The 1,950-nt window shown below is 36.3% G+C and carries 1 protein-coding gene and 1 pseudogene; both read left to right on the forward strand.

Going from position 1 to position 1,950, the window contains the following annotated elements:
• Positions 1–277 (forward strand): annotated as a pseudogene (locus tag COZ07_RS00380) (L-threonine 3-dehydrogenase); the annotation flags it as partial.
• 243 nt (positions 278–520) lie between these two features.
• A complete protein-coding gene (locus tag COZ07_RS00385) occupies positions 521–1,753 on the forward strand; it encodes an aminotransferase class I/II-fold pyridoxal phosphate-dependent enzyme (protein WP_406606639.1) in 1,233 nt (410 codons plus the stop codon).
• The last annotated feature ends 197 nt before the right edge of the window (positions 1,754–1,950 follow it).

A 1,950-nucleotide genomic window follows, 5' to 3' on the forward strand; every position in this document is an offset into this window, starting at 1 on the left:
AGCTGATTCTTCTAAATTAAAACATAGAAATGCCTATAATATAACTGCGGAAAGTTTTACTCCCGCAGAACTTGCTCAAGAGATTAAAAAATATATCCCAGACTTTGAGATGAAATATGATATTGACCCCATGCGGCAGGCAATTGCTGATTCCTGGCCTAACCAGTTAGATGATCGTGCAGCCAGAGAAGATTGGGGCTGGTCTCCGGATTATAATCTAAAAGCAATGACTAAAGATATGATTGAAAAACTAAAAATTAAGCTAAGAATAGCGTAGAGCGTGTAGCATTTGGTTAGATAACTAACCAAATGTGTAATAAGTAATGTGTAATGAGTAGGGGTTCGATTCATCGAACCCGTTTCGGGTCGAATAAATTCGACCCCTACAAAAAACTATAAACAAAAACCAAGAACCAAGTACTAACGACTATTCACTATTCACTATCGACTAACGACTAATTTAATTGGCAGATTGGCAGATTGGCAGATTGGCAGATTAATTAATATGGAGGATAAAAAAATGGGATTAACTAATATAGAAAAAGTTCTTTCTCAAACCTTAACCGAATTAGAAAATGAAGGACGATTAAAAGGTAAAGAATATATTATAACTAAAGTCAAAAAAGCCCAAGGAGAAAAAGGCTCCCGATATTTTTTAAAAGGAAAAGGAGATCAGGAATTTATCAGAATGAATTCTAACTCTTATTTAGGAATGTCCTTAAGAGAGGAAATTATTGAAGCAGAGGAAAGAGCAACCAAAGAATACGGAGTTGGACCGGGAGCGGTCCGTTTTATCAGCGGAACATTTCAACCTCATCGAGAACTCGAAAAGAAATTAGCAAAATTTCATCACCGGGATGATGCTATGTTATTCAGTTCAGCTTATTCAACTGTGGTAGGCATCCTAACTCCCCTTATCACTTCTGACACTATAGTAATAAGTGATGAACTAAACCATAACTGCATCATCAATGCCCTTAGACTGGCTAGACCAAAAGACAAAAAAATCTACTCCCATCTTAATATGAATGAACTCGAAGATAGAATAACAGATTCCATCGATAAAGCAAAAAGGTTACTCATTATTACTGATGGTATATTCAGTATGAGAGGTGATTATGCCCCTCTGGATATTATTTCCCACCTTTCCCAAAAATACGACCAAAAATTTCCGGAAAATATTCTGGTAATTGCAGATGATTCTCATGGTATTGGTGCCTATGGAAAGACTGGGCGGGGAACGGAAGAATATACTAAGGCAAAAGGAGTAGATATTTTGGTAGGAACTCTGGGTAAAGCATTCGGAGTAAATGGCGGCTATGTCACTTCCACTCAGACTATTATCACCTATTTAAGAGAAACTGCACCAATGTATATCTATTCCAACCCCATCTCCCCTGCCGAGGCAAGTGCTGCTCTAAAATCTCTGGAAATACTGGATAGTGAAAAAGGAAAAGAAATTTTACTTCATCTTTATCAAATGACTAAAAAATTTGAAAAAGGTCTCCTGGATTTGGGATATGAAATTATGGAAAGTGACCATCCTATTGTTCCTTTAATGCTAAGGGACACTAAAAAGAATACTGAGTTAGTAAAACATCTTATTAAAAATGGTATATTGGCGACAGGTCTTAATTACCCGGTAGTCCCTAAAGGCGATGAAGAAATCAGATTCCAGATTAATGCTGACCACACTCCTTATGATATCGAATATACTCTGAGTGTTTTAAAAGATTATAAACAAAAAAATTAATTTACCTCTTGGTCATTCCGCACTTGATGCGGAATCCATAAGTAGGGGCGTATTGCAATACGCCCCTACAAGGATAGATTCCCTCTCCCCGATCAGGTCGAGGACAGGTTTCGAGGGAATGATACTAGAAAAATATAAAAAAATATAAAATATTTACAAATTGATGTCTGAAATTTCTTTTTTTAGGGAATATAATA

Source organism: Candidatus Infernicultor aquiphilus (genome assembly GCF_002784285.1).
Classification (GTDB): Bacteria; Atribacterota; Phoenicimicrobiia; order Phoenicimicrobiales; family Phoenicimicrobiaceae; genus Infernicultor; species Infernicultor aquiphilus.

What these genes read in the sequence shown, in the direction of transcription:
- COZ07_RS00385 (WP_406606639.1), top strand. Translation starts at nt 521, where the DNA reads ATGGGATTAACTAATATAGAAAAAGTTCTTTCTCAAACCTTAACCGAA.